The organism is Sphingomonas flavida (genome assembly GCF_036663655.1).
GTDB lineage: Bacteria > Pseudomonadota > Alphaproteobacteria > Sphingomonadales > Sphingomonadaceae > Sphingomonas.
Genome location: NZ_JAXOJH010000015.1, coordinates 1 through 21,646, shown reverse-complemented (window position 1 = coordinate 21,646; position 21,646 = coordinate 1). Strand labels below are relative to the sequence as shown.

Genomic DNA, 21,646 nt, shown 5'->3' with positions numbered 1-21,646 from the left:
TCAGACACCCGGCCCTTCCCCTCAATCAAACGCCCCCGGCCCCATCCGTCCCGTCGCGCGCAACAGTGCGGCCTGGGCGATCAGCACATCGACCTGCGCCCGCGCCACCGCCAGCTGCGCCGCGCGATAGCTTTGGTCGGCGACCAATATGTCGATCGTCGAGCGCAGGCCGAAGCCATATTCCGCCCGCACGCCCTTCAGCGCCAGGTCGGCGGCGCGCAGCCCCTCCGAGCTCGCCTTGAACCGGCCTTGGGCGGCGATAAGCGAGGCCCAGGCGGTATCGGCCGCCCGCACCACACCGCGCGCCGCCGCATCCACCGTGAACCGCTCGGCCCGTGCATTCGCCTCGGCCTGCCGCACGCGCGATGCAACCAGCCCGCCGGTGAGCAGCGGCACGCGCAGCGACAGGCCGGCATTGGCCGCGCTGTCGAAACCGTTCACGCCACCACCTGCCCATTGCACGCCGCGTCCATAGCCGCCTGCCAGATCGATGGCGGGCGCCCGCTCGGCCCGCGCCTGGTCGATCCGCGCGACGGCCGCTTCGACCCGCCGCCGCTGGGCCAGCAGCAGCGGATGGCCCGCCTCCGCCGCCTCACGCGCATCGGCGAGCGTGCGCGGCAAGGTGGTGGGGGCGGCGATCGTCGGCTCCAGCGCGCCCGCCTCGCGCCCGACGATCGCCCGGTAAGCGGCCGCCGCCGCCGCGACGGCACCTTCGGCATCGACCAGGTTGGAGACGACGCTGGCCCGCTGCGCCTCCAGCTGGGCCACGTCGGTCTTCGTCGCCTGGCCCAGGCCGTAACGCGACTTGGCCTCCGCCACCTGGCTGTCGAGCCGCGCGATGCCGACCCGCGCGACCTCGACCGCCTGCTGCGTATAGAGCAAATCGGCATAGGCACCGACCACGCGCTCCAGCACATCGGCCTCGACATCGCGTAAGGCCTCGCCCCCGGCGGCGACATCGCCCCCCGTCGCGCGCACCGCCGACGCGACGCGTCCGCCGGTCCAGATCGGCAATGTCGCCGTCACCCCGCCCAGCGCCGAACTCGCCCCCGTGCGCACGCCTGTATTGTCGGAACCCAACCGGTCATAACCCGCCGTGCCCGTCGCCCCGGCCGTCAGCCGCCCGGCGGCGCGCGCCTGGTTAGGCGTCTCGGCCAGTGCATCCTGCCGGGCACGGGCGGCGGCGAGTTCGGGATTGTCCTCCCACGCCGCAGCGATCGCCTGCCGCAGCGTCTCGGCGGAAGCCGGGGCGGCCACGACAAGCGCCGCCCCCAGGAGCAACCACCCCGCCCGCTTAATCATGACGCAGCGCCCAAGCGGGGGCGGCCCGGCTGGCCTTGAGCGACTGGCCCAGCACGGTCAGCACCGCGATGGTCAGTGCCAACGCCGTCGCCGCCGCGAAATAGAGCGGCGACAGGGTGATCCGATCCTCGAACCCCGCCAGCCACGTCCGCATCGCCACGAAGGCGAGCGGCCAGGCGACCAGATTGGCGATCAGCACCGGCCGCAGGAACTGCCCCACGAGCAGCTTGACGATATCGGTGGCCGAGGCTCCCAGCGTCTTGCGAATGCCGATTTCCTTCACCCGCCGCTGCGTGTTGAACGAGGCAAGCCCCCAGAGCCCGACGCAGCCGATCAGAACGGCAAGGCCAGCACCAATGGTGAACAGACGCGCCGCCCGGTCGTCGGTCCGATAATATTGCTCGTCCATCGTGTTCTCGGCCGTTTCGGCACGTAGCGGCACCTGCGGTGCGATCCGACGCCAGGTGGCGGCCAGTTGCTCCTTCATCTTGCGGGGATCGCCGGTGAAACGGATCGACAGGACCGGGGCGTCGGGCACCTCGTCACGATAGAAGACATAATAGGTCGGATCGATTGGGAGGCGCGGCGTGAAAAAGCGCAGTTCGTCGATCACCCCAATGATGGTCCGGGGGTTCCGCCCGCCAACGGTCTTGCCCACCGCTTCCTCGGGAGAGTGGAAGCCGAGCTTGGCTACTCCCAGCCGATTGATGACGATCGGCATGCCATCGACGTTCATATGGCCCGCCGCCGAGATGTCGTCGGTCCGGTGGTCGAGATCGAAAATGCGTCCGGCCAGAATGCGCGGCGGAAAGACGGAGAAAAACCCCTTGTTCACCGCAATCCGACGGAAGGACGGGCCATCACCCTTCTGTCCCGGTATCGGTATATTGTCGGCATTGTTGTTGCCCGATCCGCCTGGCGAGGTGTCCGCCTCCCCCAGCGCCTTCACATTTGGCAGCGCCGCCAGCGCCTGCAACATCGCTGAACTCTGCGCCTTGTCGAGACCGCTGTCGAGGAAGGACGGCACGATCATCAGCCCCTGACGCTGGAAGCCGAGATCGACGGTGCGAATATGCCGGGTCTGGGTAACCATCACGAGCGTCCCGATGACGAAGGCGATGGCAAGACCGAACTGCACCATCACCAGCGTCTCGCGGGTTCGCGTTCCCGCCCTTCCGCCACCCGGTGCCCTGGCCGAGGCGAGGGCCGACGCCGCCGGATAGCGGGACAGCAGGATCGCCGGATAGAAGCCCGCCGCCGCTCCGACGATCAGCACGAGCATGGCAAGCGCCGGAATGGCGACGGCATAGGGAATGGTAAGCGATAGTCCGCCAGCCGCATTGACCAGCGGCAGGCCCAGTTCCGCCAGGATCAGTCCACCCAAGGCGGCGATTGCAACGGTCAGGATCGCCTCGCCCAAGAACTGGCGGACCAAGGCATGACGGTCCGCGCCCAACACCTTGCGCATCGCGACTTCACGCGCTCGCAGCCCCGCCCGCGCCGTGGCCAGGTTCACATAGTTGAGGATGGCGATCAGCAGCGTCAGGACGCCGACCAGCCCCAATGTGACGACCATCAGCTTACGGCTCGCGCTTTCCTTGCCCTGCGGTGCCAGATGCATGTCGGCGATCGGCAGCAGACCGATCCCCAAATTCACCGACGCATTCTTACCCATGTCCTTCAAGGCCCGGCGGTCGATGAAGGCGGGCATTTTTTCGACAAAAGCCCGTGCGGCAGAGGCTTCGGGAAAGCGTAGATAAGTATACAGGCTGGTACTGCCCCAGTGATACCAGTAGCCCGGATTCTCACCCGCCGGGATACGCATCAGGATCGAGAATTTGAACTCGCTGTTGGCGGGCAGATCTTTGAACACCCCCGCCACCCGGTAGGGCTGCGGCTTGCTCCAGGAAGCGGTCAGTGTGCGGCCCACGGGGTTCGCGTCGCCGAAATATTTGCGGGCCAGTGACTGGCTGATCACGATGTTGCCGGGATTGTCGAGCGCACCGGCTCCCTGCCCCGCAACGATGGGCAGATCGAACACCTTGAAGAATTCGGGATCGACCCGGGCCATATCCTCCTGAACGGCGACGCCGTTGCGGATGATGCTGCCGCTATCCTCGCCGCCCTCATACCGGGTGCCGACGATGCCGGGGAAATCCTCCTTCATCTGGGTCAGCAGGCCGCCCATGGTATTGTGATAGGTCCCGACAAAGGGGCTATCCATGCCCTTCCAGATGGTCTGAACAAGATAGATGCCGCCATGCCGAGGCAGCCACTTCTCATAGCTGGTCTCGAACCGGACATAGAGGCCGAGCACCAAGAAGACGGCGATGCCGACCGCCAGCCCCCCGATGTTGAGCGCGGCATAGAGCTTGTGGCGCACAAGCGAGCGATAGAGCGACAGTAGCGCGAAGCGGTTCATGGTTGCTTCCCCCCGATCACGCGGTCATCGACCGCAGGCGATGCGGGCGAGCCCGCTCTTGGACACGGTGCAGTGCGGATTGCCCTCGACCGTGACGTTGGCCATGCCGCTTGCGCTGACCTGCGCCGTTTGCGCGCTGCCCGCGTGGACCTTGGCGGTGCCGCTGGCCCCGATCGTCACGGCGGGCGCGGACAGGTTGCGCGCATCCACCTCGCCGACGCCACTGGCGTCGATGGTCAATTCCCGTGCCGTACCCTCGACACGTACATTGCTGGCCCCCGAAGAGCCGATGCTCACCCGGTCGGCCTGCAGATTGCCGATGGTCGCCCGGCTGGCGCCGGACAGGTCGAAGCTGGCCGCTGCGCTACGCAGACCCGCAAGCCGAAGCACGCTTGCCCCGCTGGCGTCGATTGCAAAGGCGCGGGCATCGAGTGCGGGCAGGTTCATCCCCACCGCGCCGCTGACGTCCACCGCCTTGAGCGACGGCAGGGTCACGGCGATCGCCACCCGCCGGTCATCGCCGTTGCAGCTGTCGTTCCGGCGGCGGATGCGCAAGGTGGAGCCGGTCATATCGATCCGCAGATTGTCGATATTCGCCGCCCGCCCCTGCGCCGTCACGGCATAGCCGGACCCGATCGCGACGGTGACGATGTCGCAGCCGCTCAGTTCGATCCGGTCGAAGCCATGCATGGCGAAACCACGCGAGGTCGGGGCATTGCCCAGTGCGGCATCCTGCGCGGGTGCCGCGACGGCGATCGACAGAAGCGCGATGGTGGAGATCATCTTCATCATGGAAATGTCCTTTTCAGATCGCGCGCATGGCGCTGGCGACGATACGGCCGTCGAGCATGTCGATGCGGCGCTTGGCGAGGTCGGCATGGCTGGGCGAGTGGGTGACCATGATGATCGTGGCGCCCGCGTCGTTCAGCCCGGTCAGGATGTTCATCACCTGCTCGCCATTGGCGGTGTCGAGGTTGCCGGTCGGCTCGTCCGCCAGGATCAGCTTGGGATCGCCGACGATGGCGCGGGCGATGGCGGCGCGCTGTTGCTGGCCGCCCGACAGCTGGTGGGGAAAGTGGCGCGCGCGGTGAGCGATGCCGACCCGGTCCATCGCCGCCGCCACCCGGCCGCGCCGGTCCCCCGCATCGCTGCGATAGGCGAGGCCCAGCGCGACATTCTCCTCGATGGTCAGCTCGTCGATCAGGTTGAAGCTCTGGAACACGAAGCCCAGTGTGTCGGCGCGGAACCGGGCCAGCGCCTTTTCGTCGAGCGCCGCCAGGTCGCGGTCGCCGAACAGATAGCGTCCCCCCGTCGGCCGATCGACCGTGCCCAGCGTGTTGAGCAAAGTCGACTTGCCGCAGCCCGATGGGCCCATGATGGCCAGGAACTCGCCCGCCGCGACATGTAGGTCGATGTCGTGCAGCGCGGTCGTCTCGACCTCGTCGGAGACGTAGCGGCGTTGAATATTTTCCAGTCGGATCATGGATGCTCCCCCTTATCGGATGTTCAGGATATCGCCCTTCACGGACGATGTGTTGCTGATGACGATGCGTTCGCCGGGATTGAGGCCGGACAGGATCTCGACCTGTTCGGGATTGCGGCGGCCGATGCGGACCGGGCGGCGGCGGGCATGGGCGCCATCGGGGTCGAGGACGAAGGCCGAACTACCGCCCGCCTCCAGCCAGCCGCCGACCGGCGCCACCACCGCGCGGCTCGCGGCGCCCAGGGTGATGCGGATGTCGATCGTCTGCCCGCGATTGAGCCCGGCGGGCGCATGGGCAAAGGTCAGCTCGACCTGGAAGCGGCCATCCTTCACCGCGGGCAGGACCTTCGACACGGTCAGCTTGGCGCGGTCCGTGGTGGTCGCGGTCTGCCCCGGCGCCACGCGGCCGAGATAATATTCGTCGACCTGCGCCACGAGCTTCCACGAACCCTCGCTGTCCACCTGCCCCGCCGGATCGCCGGGCTTCAGCGTCTGGCCAGGCTGGATGACGAAGTTGGTCAGACGCCCGCCCGACGGCGCGCGGATGGTCAGGCCCTCCAGGCCTGCGCGCACTGCCGCCATGTTGCCCGCCAGCCGCGTCTGCGTATCGGCCAGCCGCGCCGCCTGGGTCGCGGTGATCCGCACCTCGGTGGCGCGCCCGGACTTCAGCTGGGCCAGGCGCTTTTCCTGATAGGCGGCCTCTTCCTCGAAACTGCGGACGCCCGCATCCGACAGGAAGCCCTGGTCGTGCAGCTGGCGACGGATGCCCAGGTCGCGGCGCGCCTTGATCAGGTCATACTCCGCCTGCGCCACCTGGCCTGCGCGGTCGAGCGAGTTGCGCTCGATCCCCAGCCCTTCGCTGGCGACGCCACCGAGCTGGCTGGCGATCTGCGCCTCGCGGGTCAGCACGTCGAGCTTCAGTTGCGGATTGGCAAGCGTGGCGAGCGGCTGTCCCTCGGCGACCATCTCGCCGTCCTGGACCAGCAGCCGCTCGACCTGTCCGCCCGACAACACGCCGACCAGCGTGGTGACACGCGGCGTGACGGTGGCGCGGACGGGCAGATAATCGTCGAACGCCGCGCGCGTGACCTCGCCCGTCTCGACATTGGCGGCCGCGATGTCGGTCGATCCTGCGGCGGGCAGGATACGCCAGATCACGACGGCGGCGATCGCCAGCAAGGCGGCGATCACGACCGGGCGACGGCGCCACCACGGCGTCGACTTGCGCGCGATCCTGCGGTCCATTCCTGCCCCGGGGCCTGCCCCCGGCGAAGCGCTTGCGTGTACGGGTTGTTCGGTCATCATGGGTGGAGTGTCACCCAAGACGGCGGGAAAACCTAAACCCCCATGAATACGCCCTTTTCCAGCAACACGGCCCAATCCGACCGTTCACGTCCGGACGCACCGTCCGGAAATGGACGGTCGGACGACCGGTCAAGCCCGCTGGCGATCCTGCTGATCGACGACAATCCGCGCATCGCCGAATCGCTCGTCCTGGCCATCGACCTGGCCGGGCACAGGCTGGACGTGGCGCAGGGGCCGGAGGACGGCTTTTCCATGATGGCGTCCCGGCGATACGACGCGATCCTGCTCGACCTGAACTATACCGCCGGGCGCACCGACGGGGCGGAGGGACTGGTCGTGCTCGACCGGTTGCTGGCCGACGATCCGGGTGCGTGCATCGTCGTCATCACCGCGCATAGCGGTATCCGGCTGGCGGTCACCGCGATGCAGGCGGGCGCGCGCGACTTCGTGATGAAGCCGTGGCGCAATGCCGAGCTGATCGCCAAGATCGAACTGGCCGCCCGCCGCCGCCCGGCCAAGCCCGATATCTTCGCGGCCCCGGTCATGGGGGAAAGCATGACGGAGCCCGCCCGACTGCTCGGCGACAGCGACGCGATCGAGCAGGTGCGCGTGGTGGTCCGCCGGATCGGTCCCACCATGGCGGGCGTCGTCGTGACGGGTCCTTCGGGTGCCGGGCGCAGCCTGATCGCCGCCGCCGTCCATGCGGCTTCGGCGGGGGCGGGGGCGGGGGCGGAGACGCCGATGGTGCGGATCGATCTGCGCGACCCGCAAGCCTGGGACCGACTGGATCAGGGCGACGCGGGCACCACCTGGCTGTTGCGCCATCCCGACCGACTGGACGAGATGACCCAGGCGCGGTTGCTCGACCGGTTGCGCCCGGGCCGCTTCATCGCCATCGCCGACGATGCACGCGCGATCGCCCCGGCGCTGGCCCGGCGGATCGCCACGGTCGAGATCGCCGCCCCGCCGCTGGCCGCCCGCCGCCGGGACGTGCCGCTGCTCGCGAGGCATTTTGCCCGGCTCGCGGCCCAGCGGCATGGCCGCCCCCTGCCCCGCTTCACGCCCGCCGCCGAGGCGCTGTTCGCCGATGCGATCTGGCCCGACGAGATACGCGGGCTGGCCGCCGCGATCGAACGCGCGCTGCTGCTGGGCGAGGACGGTGTGATCGACGCCGCGTTGCTCGCCCCAGCCGTGCCGGCCGCCGCCATCCTGCAAAATGTGGCACCGGGCCGCGCCAGCTTCGACCTGGACCAGAGCGAGCGCAGCATGATCGAAGCCGCGCTGGCAGAGCACCACCACAACGTCACCCAGGCCGCACAGGCACTGGGGCTCAGCCGTGGTGCGCTGTATCGGCGGATGGCGCGCCATGGCCTTTGACCCCGCCAGCCGCCGGGTCGCCGCCGCCGCCGTTTCCGGGACCGCGCTGACCGGGATCGGCGCGCTGCTGGTGCTGGCCTGGCAAGGGGGCATGTTGGCAAGTATCGCCGGACTCGTGCTGTGTGCCGTCTGGCTGGTGGTTGCGGGCTGCTGGGCAACCCTGCGCGGCCTGACGGCCGGACAACGACGGGAAGAAGCGGCGCGGCCCGTCGAAGGGCCGCCGCTTTCCGCGCTGTTCGACCAGATACCCCTGCCGCTGTTGCGGATGGACGGTGCCGCCGCACGGGCGCTCAACCGGGCAGGACGGACATTGTTTGCCACCGACGACCGGCTGAGCCCGACGCCGCCCGCACTGGTCGACCCGCGCGAGACCCGGCTGCGGCATGAGGGGAGAAGCTGGCGGATCGAGCGGGTCGCGAGCGGCGGCCAGGCGCTGGTCATGCTGGTCGATGTCGAGGCGGAACGCCGCGCCGCCGAGGTTCATGCTGATAACGAGATGATCGACATTCTGGGCCACGAACTGCTCAACGGCCTCTCGCCGATCGTGTCGCTGGCCGACAGCGCACAGGTGGCGGCGGAACGCGGCGATGCCCGCCTGCCCGCGATCCTCGCCACGCTGGCCCGGCGGATCGAGGGGTTGGAGCGTTTCACCCGCGCCTATCGGATGCTCGCCCGGCTGCCCGACCCGGTGCGAACGGTCGTGGATATGGGCGAGATGGTCGACGACCTGTCGCGCCTGTTCGCCGAACGTTTCAACGACCGGGTGACGCTGTCGATCGAAATGCCCGAAGGGACTGCTGGCTGGTGCGACCGGGATCAGATAACGCAGGCTCTCTGGGCGCTGCTCCACAATGCGGCCGAGGCGGCGCTGGTCGGGACGGTCGCGCCAGCGGTGACGCTCGCCGTGACGGCGGAGGCGGACCGACTGGTCGTGCGGGTATCGGACAGCGGACAGGGTGTCGCCGCGCCCGAACGAGCCCGGATCTTCCGCCCCTTCCACACCACCAAGCCGGAAGGTTCGGGCATCGGCCTGACCCTGGCCCGCCGGATCGCCCAGGCGCATGGCGGCGAGCTGACGCTGTTGCCCGTCGCGGTTACGACGTTCGAGCTGGTCCTTTCCTCTACTATCAGGGGAGGAGTTTGACGGTCGCAAAAAGCAGTTCCCTGCACGGACAGCGCCGATGCCGCGCGTCACCGCCAAGTCCGGCATCGCCCCTGTTACGGCTGGGCCGCACCCGGCTTGGCGAGCGTCCGCGCCACCGCGTCCCGCCACCCGGCGACCAACGGGGCACGCGCTTCATCGGTCATCGACGGCTCGAAACATTCCTCACGCGACCAGAGCCGTTCCAGCGCGTCGAGGCCCGACCACACGCCCGTTGCCAGCCCGGCATGGAACGCCGCGCCGCGCGCCGTCGTCTCCAGGTCGGCAGGCCGCTCGACCGGCGTCTGGATCATGTTGGCAAGGAAGCGGCACAGCCAGTCATTGGCCGCCATGCCGCCATCAACGCGCAGGATCGCGGGCCCCTCGCCCGCATCGGCCTTCATCGCCTGGGCCAGGTCCATCGTCTGATAGGCGACTGCCTCCAGCGCCGCACGCGCCAGATGCGCCGCGCTCGCCCCCAGCGTCAGGCCATGAATAGCACCTCTGGCATCCGGCTCCCAATAGGGCGCGCCCATGCCGACGAATGCGGGAACCATATAGACGCCGTGGCTATCGGGCACCTGCGTCGCCAAGTCGTCGGTCTGGCTGGCATGGGTGATGACGCCCAGCCCGTCGCGCAGCCACTTCACCGCCGCGCCTGCGACGAAGATCGATCCCTCCAGCGCATAGGTCGTCTTGCCGTTCAGACGATATGCGGGCGTGGTCAGCAACCGATGCTTCGATACGACCGCCGTCTCGCCGGTGTTGAGCAGCATGAAGCAGCCGGTGCCATAGGTCGACTTGGCCATGCCGTGTCGGAAACAGGCCTGGCCGAACAACGCCGCCTGCTGGTCGCCCGCCATCCCCGCGATCGGGATCGCCGCCCCCAGCAGATCGGGCGCGGTCGTGCCGAAGACATGGGCATTGTCGTGCACCTCCGGCAGCATCGCCATCGGCACGCGCAGCAACCGGCACAGTTCCTCGTCCCAAATGCCGCGATGGATATCGAACAGCATGGTGCGGCTGGCATTGGTGATGTCGGTGGCATGCACCGCGCCGCCGGTCAGTCGCCAGAGCAGGAAGCTGTCGATCGTCCCGAACGCCAGTTCGCCCCGCTCGGCGCGCCCGCGCGCACCCTCGACATGGTCGAGCAGCCAGGCGAGCTTGGTCGCGGAGAAATAAGGGTCGATCAACAGGCCGGTCCGCTCCCGCACCAGATCCTCGGCACCATCGGCCTTCAGCGTCTGGCACAGCCTGGTGCCGCGTCGGTCCTGCCACACGATCGCGCGGTGGATCGGCTCGCCGGTGGCGCGGTCCCAGACGACGACCGTCTCGCGCTGGTTGGTGATGCCGATCGCGGCGATCTCGGCCGGAGTGACGCCGCTTTCGCCGATCGCCTTGCGTGCGGTGCCCAGCGCGTCGCGCCAGATATCCTCCGGGTCATGTTCGACCCAGCCGAGCGCGGGATAGTGCTGCGCGAATTCAGCCTGGGCGATGGCGACGCGGCGGGCCTGCCCGTCGAAGACGATGCTGCGTGTCGAGGTGGTCCCCTGATCGATCACCAGAATGTGCGACGCCATCCTTCTCGCCTCTCTCAGCTTTCGTTCTGCGACGTCACACGGTTTCCGATGAACGTCGGTCATGTCGCTTTGTCGGCAATCGGTATATCAGGGACCGTGTTCGAAACCAGGGCGAGGCCGCATGACGGACCATGGCACGGATAGGGTCGACCTGCTGATCGTCGGCGGCGGCATCAACGGCGCAGGGATCGCGCGCGATGCCGCCGGGCGCGGCCTGTCCGTGCTGCTGGTCGAGCAGGACGATCTGGCCAGCCATACCTCGTCGGAGTCGACCAAGCTGATCCATGGCGGCCTGCGCTATCTGGAATATGGCGAGTTCCGGCTGGTGCGAGAGGCGTTGATCGAGCGTGAGCGGCTGTTGAACATGGCGCCGCACATCATCTGGCCGCTGTCCTTCGTCCTGCCGCAGACCCGGTCGCCGCGTCCCGCCTGGATGGTGCGGCTGGGCCTGTTCCTGTACGATCATCTGGGTGGGCGAGAGAAATTGCCCGGCACCCGCACCGTTGCGCTGGAGCGTTCGCCGCTGGGCGCGGGGCTTTCGCCGCGAGAGGGCAAGGCTTTCGTCTATTCGGATTGCTGGGTCGAGGATAGTCGCCTGGTCGCGCTGAACGCGCTCGACGCGCAGGAGCGGGGCGCGCGGATCGAGACGCGAACGCGGCTGATCGACGCCCGCCGCGAGGGAGCGGGCTGGACCGCGACGGTGGCTGCGGAGGGTGGCACGCCGCGCAAGGTCCAGGCCCGCGCGCTGGTCAACGCCGCCGGACCCTGGGTCGCCGACGTCATCGGCCGGACGCACGGCACCCGGCGCGATCGCGGCGTGCGGCTGGTCAAGGGCAGCCATATCGTCCTGCCCCGGCTTTACGAGGGCGACCATGCCTTCATGCTCCAGAATGACGACCGGCGCATCGTCTTCGCCATCCCCTATGAGGGCCGCTTCACCCTGGTCGGCACCACCGACGAGCCCTGGACCGGCGCTCCGGCCAAGGCGTCGATCAGCCAGGCCGAAACCACCTATCTGCTCGACACCGCGAACCGGTATTTCATGCGCAAGGTCGATCCGTCGGACGTCGTCTGGAGCTATGCCGGTATCCGGCCACTCTACGACGATCATGCCGCCAATGCCTCGGCAGTGACGCGCGACTATGTCCTCGACCTCGACACCGGGACGGAGGGTGAGGCGCAGGCGCCGATGCTCAACATCTTCGGCGGCAAGATCACGACCTATCGCAAGCTGGCCGAACACGCGATGCGCGAACTGGCCGCTTTCTTCCCTGCGGCGGGACCGGCCTGGACGGCGGGTGCGACGCTGCCCGGCGGGGACTTTGCCGACGCCGATTTCGACCGCTTCCTGGCCGATCTGACCGTACGCCATCGGCAGGTGCCGCCCTTGCTCCTGCGGCGCCTGGCCCGCGCCTATGGCACGCGCGTCGACAGGATCCTGGCGTCGAGCGATCTGGGCGAGGATCTGGGCGGCGGCCTGCACACCGCCGAAGTGGATTATCTGGTAAAAGCCGAATGGGCGCGGACGGCGGAGGACATTCTCTATCGCCGCAGCAAGCTGGGCCTGCATGTGCCCCCGCAAACGCCCGAGCGGCTGGCCCGCTATCTGGCGGAGCAAGGCGTCGCGTGATTTGAACGTCGTCGAGGCGCGTGACGAACACACGCCCTGATAAAGCCGATCGAAAACCCGCCCGACCAATCCGATGCAAGTGCTTGACCAGCGCGCGGTTGCGCCCCCTATAAGGGCGGTGATGGACAACAATACGACCCAGGACCGGCTCTACCGGGAACTCGCCCGTACGCTGATCGCCGAGCTTCAGGACGGCCGCTATCCGGTCGGCACGCGCATGCCCGCCGAGCGCGAACTGGCGACCCGGTTCGAGGTCAGCCGTCCCGTCATTCGCGAAGCGCTGATCGCGTTGGAGGTCCAGGGGTTTATCGAGGTTCGCATCGGATCGGGCGCGCATGTCGTCGCACTGCCGGGCCAGGGCGAAACCCCCGATTTCGGCGTGTCGGCGATGGAAGTGGCCGAGGCGCGGCTGCTGTTCGAACCCGAAGCGGCGGCGCTGGCCGCGACCCAGATCACCGACGCGGAACTGGACGAACTGGCGACGCTGGTCGACGCGATCGAGGAAGAGAACAACACCGTCGGCGGTGCCTTTCGAGCGGACCGGGCCTTTCACACGCTGATCGCCCGGTCGACGCGCAACAGCGCGATCCTGGAGACGATCGACCGACTGTGGGAGCAGCGACTACGCTCGGCAGAGAGCGCACTGCTCGACGCCAAGGTGTTCGAAATCGACGTACGACCGATCGTCGAGCATCACGCTGCGATCCTGGAAGCGTTGCGCACCCGTGACGCCGTCGCCTCGCGGGTCGCGATGCAGCGCCACTTGACCGCCGCACTCGAAGGGCTGCTGATCGCGAGCGAAGCCCGCGCGGTCGCCGAGGTCCGCCAGGCCCTTGCCGCCAAGCGCGACCGGACCGCGCATCTGAAGATCTGACGGTCGGGCCACATTGATTTTCTTCCTGCCGCTTACAGGGGAGGAATAGCCTGCCCTGCGACCCCCTGCGCCACTGACATGCGCCCTACATAATTGCCGCGTATCGGCCCGCCTACAGGCGGTCGCGGTGGTTGCGACGGGGATGGCAGGGGGCGAATGATTTCGGGTCCACCAGGGGGGTGGTCATGACGGCGCTGCTCGCGCTGGTGCTGGCGGGCGCGCAAGCCGATCCCCTGCTCTCCGTCGATCTTGCCGCCGGTCCCGTGGCCCCGGGGCTCGACCGCCTGGCGCGACAGGCGGGCCAGGCGGTGGTCGCGCGGCCGGGCGATCTGGCGGGTCGCGATGCGGCGGCGCTGCGCGGGCAGATGCGTTTGTCGCAGGCGCTTGCCCGCTGGTGTCGGCCCGCCGGATTGTCCTGCCGCCGGATCGCGGGCGGTATCGTGGTGCGTGCCGAAACACCGCAGCCCCGCCCCATCCCGGCGGTCAGGGTGCGCCCGGCTGCCCCTCCCCCACCAGCCCCGGTGATCGGGCCCGACGTCATCGTTACCGGCCGTCGCGGCACCACCATCCAGGGCGAGCTGGAGCGCAGCTATTCCGCCTCGCACCTCGACGCGATCACGCTGGCCCGGCGCCCGCCGCAGAGCCTGGCCGAGCTGTTGTCGGGGTTGCCCGGCCTGTGGGTCGACACATCCGCCGGTACCGCCGCCAACACGATCCGGGTGCGCGGCATTCCACTCGACGGATATCAGGGGATCGCGGTTCAGGTGGACGGCCTGCCGGTCCAGCACGACACCTTGCCCTGGACCGATATCGACCAGTTCGTCCGCCCCGACCTGATGATCGAGACCGCCGATTATGTCCGCGGCGGCCCGTCGGCGATCTTTGCCAGCAATGCGCCGGGCGGGGTCCTCAACCTGCGTACGCGGGCACCGGGTGACCGGCCGGGCGGCGCGGTGCGGGTGACGACCACCGACTACGGACTGGCGCGGTGGGAGGGCTATGCCACCGCGCCCGTCGCACCGGGCTGGCGCATGATCGCGGGCGGCACGATCGCCAGCGATCCGACGGTGCGGCGGATCGCCGCGACGCTGGGCGGCGGGCAGATGCGGGCCCGGCTCGACCACGACCTGGGCGGTGGCGGTACGCTGAGCCTGGCGATCCATGCCCTCGCCGACGATACGCTCAACATCTCGTCCTTTCCGATGCGGATCGTGCAGGGACAGATCCGTCCCCTGCCCGGCTTCGATCCCCGACGCGGCAGCTTTTTCGGGCCCGAGCTGTCCGATCTGCGTTTCGCGACCCTGGGTGACCGTCCGTTCGGGCACAATAATCGCAACCGCATGATCGTGCCGTCGCTGTCGCTGACCCAGCCGGTCGCGGACGGCATCCTCAGCGTGCGCGCCCATGTCCGGGCATCGCGAACCGAGCGTTATGCGCTGTCCTCCTCCGGCAATGCGATCCCCGCCGCGCAGGCCCTGGCCGAGGCCGCCCCGCGCCTGGTCGCCGCCTTTCCCGGCACGGCCCGCGTCACCCTGACCCATGCGAGCGACGGGACGGCCTTTACTCCGCTGCCCGACAACGACCTGGTCGTCGCGCTCAACCCGGTCGCGGCGGATACCCGACTGGCCGAAGGGCTGGCCGATATTTCCTATGCCCGGCGGCTGGAGGCGGCGGGCCGTCATGACCTGACCCTGGGGCTCTATGCCGTGGGCTATCGCTGGGACTTTCGGCGGGCGGTGGCGCGGGCCCTGCTCGAAGCGCGCGAACAGGGGCGGCGGCTGGACCTGACCGCCCTGGATGGTGATGGCCGAGCGCTCGGGCGGCTGACCGACGATGGCTTGCTGAACACCGGATCGACCTATGAAGCGATGACTGGCCGCCAGCACATGATCGCACTCTATGCCGCCGACGAATGGCAGATTGCCGAGCGTTGGCGGATCGACTGGGGCCTTCGCCACGAGCGGGCCCGGCTGTCGGCTGTCGTCGAGCGCGCGACGACACGCGATGGCGGCGATCCCGCCACGCTGGCCGACGATCGCATCGCCATCGGATCGGGCCAATGGGACGACCGCCGCGAACGCATCGCGCGCACCGCCGCCACGGTCGCGCTCCACTGGCGGGCGAGTTCGACAACCGGGGTGTTCGCCCGCATGACGCGCGCGATGCGATTGCCCGATCCGGGCGTGTTCCGCGTCGGCGGCGGCGATCCGGCTCGAGCGATGACCATCGAACAGGGGGAACTCGGACTGATCTGGAGGCAGGAAAGGCTCGGCTTCGACGCGACGCTGTTCGCCAGCCGTTTTCCGGATATCGCTCTGCCCGATCTGTCGCTCGATCCCGTGACGGGGGCGGTTCGAGTCGGCGCGAATGCCGCGGCCGCCCGGACGATCGGGCTGGAACTCGGTGCCCGCGCCGCCCCGGTACCGGGCGTGACGCTACGCGGTACGGTGACGATCCAGGATCCCCGGCTGCAATCCTATCGGCTGACCAGCCTGGCCGACGGCATCCCCGTCGTCACCGATCTGAGCGGACGCATTCCCCGCCGCGTACCGCGCATGATGGCCAGTCTGTCGGCCAGCGCCACCCTGCCCGGCACCGGCATCACGCTCGACGGTGATGTCTCGGCCATGGGGCGGCGGTTCGCCGATGACGCCAACAGCCTGGCGCTGCCCGGTTTCGCGATCCTGGGCCTCGGCGCACGCTGGACGGCAAGCCCCGCGCTCACGATGCAGCTTCGCGCCACCAACCTGCTCGACCGGATCGCGGTGATGCAGGGCGATGCGCTGGGCGGCGAGATCCGGGCGGGTGGCACGGACGGCATCGTCACCGTCCGTGCGCAGCAGGGGCGCGTCGTCAGCCTCAGTGCGGAGTGGCGGCGCTAGTCCGGTAGCGTGCCAGCTCTTCTGCCGCCGCCGCCATGTCGCGGCGAAAGGCCGCATTGCCATGTTCGCGCGCGACGATCGCGCTGGCCGCCATATACCCGCCCTCGACCGCGCTCTGGCTATGCGAGCCACAGATCCAGCGGCTGTCGCCATAATCGTGCCCGCGCGCCAGAAGCGCGCTCGCCCGGTCGGGGAGCAGTTCGGCCATGATCAGCGCAAAGCTCCAGCCATTGGCGGTATGGCCTGAGGGATAATCACCATTGGCGATCAGGCCCGGCGTACGCGGCTCGCAAATGGTCAGGTCGCTGCCGATAAAGGGTCGCGGCGATTGCCAATGCGCCTTGGCCGCGCGGATCGCCGTCGAGCGGTCCGCGTCGAACCGGGCCAGCATCGCGCGGGTCAGCGGCAATTTGCTCCAGTCCGGACGAAAGCCCAGTGCGTCGGCGAAGCGCGCGCCCAGGTCGCTCGACACGTCCGCCGTCGCCTGCTGCCACCGCGCCATGCCGCGCAGCGCCCGGCTGTCGCGAAAGGCGCGTGCATCGGCCAGTGCGCGCGGCGATCCGGGCGTGGGTGGCCCTGGCAGGATGATCGCCAGATTGACCCCCTCACCCGCCGCCAGATAGCCCGCGACATCCTTCGCACTGGCCTCGCCGGGCGACAGCATCGCCAGTCCGGCGACGACCGCCAGCCCCCATCCCCGCATCATCCCGCCCATCATTCAGACCCCGCCCAAGAAACGATCGAAACCCTCGAAGACACCGCCTGCCCAATTTCGGGGACAATGTCTTGCAATATTTGGCTGCGCTATCATCACATTGGTTACGATGTAATAAAAACGCCATAAATGTCTTAAAACTTTTACAAATTTCCTTGTCCCCGTTTGTCCCTCGCCGCCGTCTTCCCCGCATTCGCCCGTATGGCTCGGGCGAGCGAACGTGATTTCGTGGGGGAATTTTTCGTGATGGGTATCAAGCGGACGCTGTTGCTGGCGTCGAGCGCGCTGTGTGTCGCGCAACCGGTTTGGGCACAAGATCAGGCGGCAGGCGCAAGCGACGCCGCAGCCAACACCACCGGCGGCGAAGTCGTCGTCACCGGCTATCGCACCAGCCTGGCCCAGGCGCGCAATTCGAAGCGTGATGCGACGATCATCAAGGACTCGATCTCGGCCTCCGACATCGCGGCCTTTCCCGACCTGAACCTGGCCGAGGCGCTCCAGCGCCTGCCCGGCGTCGCGATCAACCGCGAGGCGGGCGAAGGTCGCCGGATCTCCCTGCGCGGCCTGGGCCCCGACTTCACCCGCGTCCAGCTGAACGGCATGGAAGTGCTGGGCAATGTCGACTCGCCGCAGGACAGTCGTGGCCAGACGACGCGCGACCGCGCCTTCGACTTCAACCTGTTCGCCGCCGAACTGTTCAACCATGTCGACGTCGAGAAGTCGTATCAGGCGCAGCAGACCGAGGGCGGTCTGGCGGGCACGGTCGGCCTCTTCACTGCGCGCCCCTTCGATTACAAGGGCACCAAGGTCGCACTGTCGGCGCAAGGCGGCACCAATTCGCTGACCCGCGATTTCCAGCCGCGCCTGACCGGCCTCATCTCCAAGAACTGGGGTAATTTCGGCATTCTGGTGTCGGGTGCCTATAGCCGCCGCAACACCCGCGAAGAGGGTTTCGACACCTATCGCTGGCGCCGCAACAAGGCGAATGGCAGCAACATCAGCGGCCTGACCGCCGCCGAGCAGGCCAAGATCAACTCGGGCGACCTGCTGTTCGCGCGCGGCAACCGCCTGTCGGTGTGGGACAGCAAGCAGGAGCGGATCGGCCTGACCAGCTCGGTCCAGTGGGCACCGACCGACAAGGTCCATATTACGCTCGACGGCCTGTACGGCCAGTTCAAGGGCGACCGGTTCGAAACACACCTCGCCTCGCGCGGCGGCGGCAGCTCGACCTGGCTCGGCGGCGGCGAGACGTTTGCGGGCACGGTCTATCCGAACTCGCGGGTCAACGCGATCCAGTGGAACGACCGTAACGAGGTGACCTATCTCGACGTGTCGGGCGGCAAGGCGTCGACCGAAACCCGCGTCCAGAACACCAAGAACGTCTTCAAGCAGCTTGTCCTCAGTGGCGATGCCGAGCTGGTCGACGGCCTGACCTTCCGCTGGCTGGGCGGCGTCGAGCGTTCGCGCTACGACATGCCGGTCAACGACAAGTTCACGCTGGAGGGCTTTGGCGACGTCATCTCCGACTATCGCGGCGGCACCTATTCGCTGGTCAACACCTACAAGTTCAACACGACCGACCCCAATTTCTGGCACGCCAAGCGTCTGTATGCGAACCAGACGTTCCAGGATTCGGGCTTCGACAACGTCAAGGGCAGCTTCGAGTACAAGGCATCGCCCGACGACAAGATCAGCGTCGGCGGCGAATGGCGGCGCTTCTCGAACAGCGGCTATTATGCCGAGCAGGACAATATCCTGACCAGCGCCTTCGTTTCGGGCAAGGTCAACGCCAATCCCAGCGCCTATGCCCAGACCTATACCGGCTATAGCGGCCAGGACTGGACGATCGTCAACTTCCCCAAGATGCTCCAGACGCTGGGCATCGACCGGTCGCAATATCTGACCAAGCCGCTGGGCGTGTTCGCGGTCGAGGAACGGACCGGCGCCGCCTTCGTGCAATATGACTGGAACCACATTCTGGGCGGCGTGCCGTTCCGCGGCAATATCGGTGCGCGCTATTACCACACGACCGTGACCTCGGACGGCACCGCCAATGTCGGCCCGATCACCGTGCGCGGCGAATATGAGGGCGTGCTTCCCGCCGCCAACTTCATCTTCGAACTGGACCCCGGCCTGATGGTCCGCTTCGCCGCGTCGAAGAACATCAACCGCCCGGCACTCGGCGCGCTGGCGGTCAACGGGTCGGTGACGAACGACAATGGCAATGTGACCGTGTCGATCGGCAATCCGAACCTGCGCCCCTACAAGTCGACCGATTTCGACATCTCGACCGAATATTATTTCGGCTCGGTCGGCTATGTCGCGGGTGCGCTGTTCTACAAGACGCTCGACGGCTATATCTCGAACCAGACGGTCAACAATGTGCCCTATTCGCAGACCGGCCTGCCCGACAATCTCTATCCGGGCGTGACCGGATCGACGATCGTCGACAGCTATTCGCGGCCGGTCAATCTGGCGAAGACCAACCTGTTCGGCATCGAACTGTCCGGCCAGACCGACTTCAAGTTCCTGCCTGCTCCCTTCGACCGGCTGGGGACGGCAGTGAACTTCACCTATGTCGACTCGCGGCTCGACTATTCGAAAATCTATGCGGGCAGCATCCCGACCACGCTGGAGGGGCTGAGCAAGTATAACGCCAACGCCACCCTCTACTATCAGGACAAGGCGTTCGACGCCCGCGTCTCAGCCAATTACCGCAGCGGCTATATCTTCAGTGCCTCGCCGGTGCTGACGGCGCTTGGGCCGGACCAGGACGTGACCGGGTTCGAGGGCACCGTCTATATGGACATGTCGGCACATTATGCGGTCACGAAGAACGTCCAGCTGACGCTGAACGGCATCAACCTGACCAACCAGCGCGAGCGGCAATATTCGAACAGCACCAAGCGGCTTTATGTCGTGACCCGCTCGGGCACGACCTTGCTGGGCGGTATCCGGGTCACCTTCTGATCCGGCTTCCATGAACGCTCTTGATACCCCGCGCTATCGGGGTATCCGTGGCACCGCGCCGTACCCTTATGGGTGCGGCGCGGATCTTTTTCGATGAGGCCTGTCCCCGGATGCCATGCAACCGGCTCTTCCTGAACGACACCGAATGAGCGATCCGATCGCCTGGGCGGTCGAGGGGCGCGAACGGCTGCTGACCTATGTCCGCAGGCGTATCCGCGAATCCGAACAGGCGGAGGATATCGTGCAGGAGGCGATCATGCGGGTGATCGAGCAAGAGCGCAAACAGGTGATCGAACAGCCGCTCGCCTATGCCTTTCGCGTCGCGGACTCGGTCATCCACAACCGCGGCCGCCGGAATGCCGAGGATGGCGGCCCGGTCGATCCCGACATCGCCTGCGCCATGCCGATGTCGGACGAGATCCTCGATTATCGCCAACGCTTCGACCGGTTCCAGGCCGCGCTCGCCCGATTGCCCGCCCAGCGCCGCGCGGTCTTCATCGAACGGCATCTGGAGGGCAAGTCCCGCCAGCAGATCGCCGACGAGATGGGGCTCAGCGTCGAGGCGGTGAAGAAACATCTCGTCCGCGCCATGGTCGACCTCGACGGCTGCATCGACGACCTGCCCGTTCGTGGAGGGCGTCGTCATGACTGACGCCACGCTGCTCCTGGAGGAGGCTGCCGACTGGGCCGATCGACTGGATGCACTGTCGCCGGACGCACGCGTCGAACTCCGCGCCTGGCTCGATCGGTCCGGCGCGCACCGCGAGGCGCTGTCGCGCATGGTTCGGCTGCTTGGCGATCCGGCCTTGTTCGCCGCCATCGAGCAGATCGAAACGGTCCCAACATCTCCTCCACCCCGGCCGCGTATCCGCGCCTGGAGCCAAGTGGCGTCCTCCCCGATACCGCGACGCGTGATGGTCGGCATGGCGGCGGCGCTTGCGGTAACGGTCGCGACTCCATTGGTCTGGCGAATGGCCGGGCCGAGCGCGTCGCCCATCACGCACGTCTACGCCACGGCAACCGCCGAGCAGCGCGAGGTTGCGCTGCCCGATGGCTCGGACATGACGCTCGACGCGGCCTCCCGTATCGCCATCGCCTTTTCGGATAGTGCCCGCGACCTGACGCTGCAACAGGGCGCCGCCCGGTTCGAAGTGCGCCATGACGCCGCCCGCCCCTTCGCCGTCTCGACACCCGAGGGGCAGATGGTCGCGCTCGGCACCAATTTCAGCGTCGATCGGGGAGCAGGAACCAGTGAGTTGCGCGTCTATCGCGGCCGCGTGCGCCTGACCGTACCGGGCCAGCCGGCCATGGTCGTCACTGCCGGGCACTGGGCGGAAGCCGGCGCGGGGCGGATCACCCTCCACGACTTCGATGTCGAGCGCTATCAGGGGTGGCAGGAGCGCTGGCTCAGCGGCGATAGCATCCGTCTCGGCGATGCCATCACGCGGCTCAGGCGATACAGCACGCGGCCGATCGAGCTGCGGAACCCGGGCCTAGCCGACGAACGCTTCAACGGCCGTTTCCGCCTGGACCACCCGGCCGAGAGCCTGACGCTGATCGCAGCACTGTTCGATCAGCCGGTTTCCATCGACGGTCCCGTCATCGAATTCGGACGACCAAGCGCCTCATCCAATCGAACGCGATCCCGATCGCTAGAATAGTGCAGGCGACACGTATTTGAGGCGCTGGGGCATTAGCACGCTACGGTCGAGCCGCTTATGATCTGACATTATGAATCCCACCGAGAGCGCGGGCCATGGCCTCTGGAACGCTGTCGGGGGCATCCTCGACCTATGCTGACCAGCTGATCGGTGACCTGCACATTGCGGTGGAAGACCTTGCGGTAGGTGACCTGCTCCCCGGAAATCATGCCATTGGTAAGTTAGCTCGTCAGATGGAGACGAGCGATGCGGCGAGGCCGTTTTACCGAGGATCAGATCATAGGCGTGCTGCGTGAGCACGAGG

The 21,646-nt window shown here is 67.6% G+C and carries 15 protein-coding genes; 8 read left to right on the top strand and 7 right to left on the bottom strand.

Translation table 11 applies throughout. From position 1 onward, the window contains the following. Positions 1-21 precede the first annotated feature (21 nt). From U1703_RS15160 to U1703_RS15140, 5 genes are read right to left on the bottom strand one after another with little or no spacing between them, the layout of a single operon-like run. Positions 22-1,302 (bottom strand): TolC family outer membrane protein, encoded by a 1,281-nt coding sequence (locus U1703_RS15160; protein ID WP_332786358.1) that lies wholly within the window; start codon positions 1,300-1,302, stop codon positions 22-24. Beyond that, positions 1,295-3,724: an ABC transporter permease gene (locus U1703_RS15155; protein WP_332786357.1), complete on the bottom strand. Its 2,430-nt coding sequence runs from the start codon at positions 3,722-3,724 to the stop codon at positions 1,295-1,297. The genes U1703_RS15160 and U1703_RS15155 overlap by 8 nt, the downstream gene beginning before the upstream one ends. A gap of 24 nt (positions 3,725-3,748) precedes the next feature. Next, positions 3,749-4,516, bottom strand: a complete 768-nt coding sequence (locus tag U1703_RS15150; RefSeq protein WP_332786356.1) for a GIN domain-containing protein — start codon at positions 4,514-4,516, stop codon at positions 3,749-3,751. Positions 4,517-4,529: 13 nt separating this feature from the next. After that, positions 4,530-5,207, bottom strand: coding sequence for an ABC transporter ATP-binding protein (locus U1703_RS15145; RefSeq protein WP_332786355.1), 678 nt, complete (start codon positions 5,205-5,207; stop codon positions 4,530-4,532). A gap of 12 nt (positions 5,208-5,219) precedes the next feature. Further along, positions 5,220-6,452 carry an efflux RND transporter periplasmic adaptor subunit gene (locus U1703_RS15140; RefSeq protein ID WP_332786354.1) on the bottom strand — a complete coding sequence of 411 codons (1,233 nt, stop codon included), beginning with the start codon at positions 6,450-6,452 and terminating at the stop codon, positions 5,220-5,222. A 102-nt stretch (positions 6,453-6,554) separates the two neighbouring features. On the opposite strand from U1703_RS15140, the gene U1703_RS15135 reads away from it, so the two are divergent. Together U1703_RS15135 and U1703_RS15130 are read left to right on the top strand one after the other, a co-directional pair. Further along, entirely contained in the window at positions 6,555-7,889 is a 1,335-nt protein-coding gene (locus tag U1703_RS15135) for a sigma-54-dependent transcriptional regulator (RefSeq protein ID WP_332786353.1), read from the top strand. Further along, positions 7,879-9,033: a sensor histidine kinase gene (locus U1703_RS15130; protein WP_332786352.1), complete on the top strand. Its 1,155-nt coding sequence runs from the start codon at positions 7,879-7,881 to the stop codon at positions 9,031-9,033. Before U1703_RS15135 ends, U1703_RS15130 begins: the two co-directional genes overlap by 11 nt. A 74-nt stretch (positions 9,034-9,107) precedes the next feature. Here the strand turns inward: U1703_RS15130 and glpK are convergent, their stop codons facing one another. Continuing rightward, positions 9,108-10,610, bottom strand: a complete 1,503-nt coding sequence (gene glpK, locus U1703_RS15125) for a glycerol kinase GlpK (RefSeq protein ID WP_332786351.1) — start codon at positions 10,608-10,610, stop codon at positions 9,108-9,110. Between the two features lie 121 nt (positions 10,611-10,731). On the opposite strand from glpK, the gene U1703_RS15120 reads away from it, so the two are divergent. The 3 genes from U1703_RS15120 (at position 10,732) to U1703_RS15110 (ending at position 15,996) form a co-directional block, all read left to right on the top strand. After that, entirely contained in the window at positions 10,732-12,240 is a 1,509-nt protein-coding gene (locus tag U1703_RS15120) for a glycerol-3-phosphate dehydrogenase (protein WP_332786350.1), read from the top strand. Positions 12,241-12,361: 121 nt separating this feature from the next. Beyond that, positions 12,362-13,114, top strand: coding sequence for a FadR/GntR family transcriptional regulator (locus U1703_RS15115; RefSeq protein WP_320451249.1), 753 nt, complete (start codon positions 12,362-12,364; stop codon positions 13,112-13,114). A 185-nt stretch (positions 13,115-13,299) separates the two neighbouring features. Then, positions 13,300-15,996, top strand: a complete 2,697-nt coding sequence (locus U1703_RS15110; protein ID WP_332786349.1) for a TonB-dependent receptor — start codon at positions 13,300-13,302, stop codon at positions 15,994-15,996. Here the strand turns inward: U1703_RS15110 and U1703_RS15105 are convergent. Continuing rightward, positions 15,974-16,702 carry an acid phosphatase gene (locus U1703_RS15105; protein ID WP_332786348.1) on the bottom strand — a complete coding sequence of 243 codons (729 nt, stop codon included), beginning with the start codon at positions 16,700-16,702 and terminating at the stop codon, positions 15,974-15,976. The genes U1703_RS15110 and U1703_RS15105 overlap by 23 nt on opposite strands. 255 nt (positions 16,703-16,957) lie before the next feature. Here U1703_RS15105 and U1703_RS15100 point away from each other — a divergent pair, with 255 nt between their 5' ends. From U1703_RS15100 to U1703_RS15090, 3 genes are all read left to right on the top strand, one after another. Continuing rightward, on the top strand, positions 16,958-19,681 hold the full coding sequence (locus U1703_RS15100; RefSeq protein WP_332786404.1) for a TonB-dependent receptor: 2,724 nt from the start codon (positions 16,958-16,960) through the stop codon (positions 19,679-19,681). A gap of 145 nt (positions 19,682-19,826) precedes the next feature. Next, complete coding sequence (locus tag U1703_RS15095) at positions 19,827-20,333, top strand: sigma-70 family RNA polymerase sigma factor (RefSeq protein WP_332786347.1); 507 nt, start codon at positions 19,827-19,829, stop codon at positions 20,331-20,333. Next, complete coding sequence (locus U1703_RS15090; protein WP_332786346.1) at positions 20,326-21,342, top strand: FecR family protein; 1,017 nt, start codon at positions 20,326-20,328, stop codon at positions 21,340-21,342. The genes U1703_RS15095 and U1703_RS15090 overlap by 8 nt, the downstream gene beginning before the upstream one ends. Positions 21,343-21,646 lie beyond the last annotated feature (304 nt).

What these genes read in the sequence shown, in the direction of transcription:
- U1703_RS15160 (WP_332786358.1), bottom strand. Translation starts at nt 1,302, where the DNA reads ATGATTAAGCGGGCGGGGTGGTTGCTCCTGGGGGCGGCGCTTGTCGTG.
- U1703_RS15155 (WP_332786357.1), bottom strand. Translation starts at nt 3,724, where the DNA reads ATGAACCGCTTCGCGCTACTGTCGCTCTATCGCTCGCTTGTGCGCCAC.
- U1703_RS15150 (WP_332786356.1), bottom strand. Translation starts at nt 4,516, where the DNA reads ATGATGAAGATGATCTCCACCATCGCGCTTCTGTCGATCGCCGTCGCG.
- U1703_RS15145 (WP_332786355.1), bottom strand. Translation starts at nt 5,207, where the DNA reads ATGATCCGACTGGAAAATATTCAACGCCGCTACGTCTCCGACGAGGTC.
- U1703_RS15140 (WP_332786354.1), bottom strand. Translation starts at nt 6,452, where the DNA reads ATGGACCGCAGGATCGCGCGCAAGTCGACGCCGTGGTGGCGCCGTCGC.
- U1703_RS15135 (WP_332786353.1), top strand. Translation starts at nt 6,555, where the DNA reads ATGAATACGCCCTTTTCCAGCAACACGGCCCAATCCGACCGTTCACGT.
- U1703_RS15130 (WP_332786352.1), top strand. Translation starts at nt 7,879, where the DNA reads ATGGCCTTTGACCCCGCCAGCCGCCGGGTCGCCGCCGCCGCCGTTTCC.
- glpK (WP_332786351.1), bottom strand. Translation starts at nt 10,610, where the DNA reads ATGGCGTCGCACATTCTGGTGATCGATCAGGGGACCACCTCGACACGC.
- U1703_RS15120 (WP_332786350.1), top strand. Translation starts at nt 10,732, where the DNA reads ATGACGGACCATGGCACGGATAGGGTCGACCTGCTGATCGTCGGCGGC.
- U1703_RS15115 (WP_320451249.1), top strand. Translation starts at nt 12,362, where the DNA reads ATGGACAACAATACGACCCAGGACCGGCTCTACCGGGAACTCGCCCGT.
- U1703_RS15110 (WP_332786349.1), top strand. Translation starts at nt 13,300, where the DNA reads ATGACGGCGCTGCTCGCGCTGGTGCTGGCGGGCGCGCAAGCCGATCCC.
- U1703_RS15105 (WP_332786348.1), bottom strand. Translation starts at nt 16,702, where the DNA reads ATGATGCGGGGATGGGGGCTGGCGGTCGTCGCCGGACTGGCGATGCTG.
- U1703_RS15100 (WP_332786404.1), top strand. Translation starts at nt 16,958, where the DNA reads ATGGGTATCAAGCGGACGCTGTTGCTGGCGTCGAGCGCGCTGTGTGTC.
- U1703_RS15095 (WP_332786347.1), top strand. Translation starts at nt 19,827, where the DNA reads ATGAGCGATCCGATCGCCTGGGCGGTCGAGGGGCGCGAACGGCTGCTG.
- U1703_RS15090 (WP_332786346.1), top strand. Translation starts at nt 20,326, where the DNA reads ATGACTGACGCCACGCTGCTCCTGGAGGAGGCTGCCGACTGGGCCGAT.